We start from the raw sequence: 1097 nt of genomic DNA on the forward strand, positions 1-1097 counted from the left end.
GGGTAAAATTTAGGTAACTATTGCAAACATAAAAAAATAACAGGGTGATTGTTACTACAAAATTTTTTATCGGGATCGATGTTTCCAAACCGCACTTTGATGTTGCATTGATGGCCGTTGTAAACCATGTGAAACAGGAGATGGAAACTACACGCTTTGACAACACTGCATCAGGAATAAAACTGTTTGAGAAGTGGCTGAAATCGCGCAAGCTCACATTCAATGAGGATTCTCTGGTTGTGATGGAAAATACCGGGATCTATCACCGCCTGCTATGGACTTTCTGTAGCAACAGGAATCTGCCAATCCACATCGGCAATGCTGCACATATCAAATGGAGTTTTGGGATAGCCAGAGGCAAGAACGATAAGATAGACAGTATCCGTTTATGCAGTTATGCATTCAAGGAAGCGGATGAGCTAAGGGCTACAAGTTCCCTGGATCCCGAGCTGATGCTGTTGAAAGATCTCGTATCAGCGAGGACAAAACTGCTCAAACAAAAGTCTGGCATTAGCGTCTCAGTAAAAGAACTGGGCAATGTTAATGGGAAAGAACATCAGAAACTAATTGAAAAAGCACTTAAAAATGCAATTGATGGTATAGTCAAGTCAATCAAAAACCTCGAAGATCAGATCAAAAAAATTATCAACGGAAATCAGGATTTTAAGCGGAATTATAAACTATTGATCAGTATTCCCGGTATAGGGCATGTTACGGCGGTGTACTTGATTGGCTGCACGGGAAATTTTGTTGGGCAGCCTAGTGGAAAAGAACTGGCCTGTTATGCAGGTGTTGCTCCATTTGAACAGACCAGCGGTATAAGTATCAAAGGTAAACCTAGGGTACACCGCATGGCCAATAAAGAACTCAAAAGGCTGCTCCATATGTGTGCATTATCCTTGATACAGCATAATCAGGAATTCAAAATGTATTACAATAGAAAAAAAGCTGAAGGGAAGCATAGCATGAGCATAATTAATGCAGTCAGAAACAAAATAGCACTCAGAATTGCTGCAGTTATAAAAAAACAAGAGAGCTATAAAAATAATTATAATATAGCTGCTTAAAATTTGTTTTTATCATAACAATCATCTCGA

The 1097-nt window shown here is 39.2% G+C and carries 1 protein-coding gene; it reads left to right on the forward strand.

What is annotated here, in order from left to right; genetic code table 11:
- Positions 1-44 precede the first annotated feature (44 nt).
- Positions 45-1067, forward strand: coding sequence for an IS110 family transposase (locus tag U859_RS0130195; protein ID WP_025146926.1), 1023 nt, complete (start codon positions 45-47; stop codon positions 1065-1067).
- Positions 1068-1097 lie beyond the last annotated feature (30 nt).

The sequence above is a fragment of the Pedobacter jeongneungensis genome (genome assembly GCF_000633455.1).
Classification (GTDB): Bacteria; Bacteroidota; Bacteroidia; order Sphingobacteriales; family Sphingobacteriaceae; genus Pedobacter; species Pedobacter jeongneungensis_A.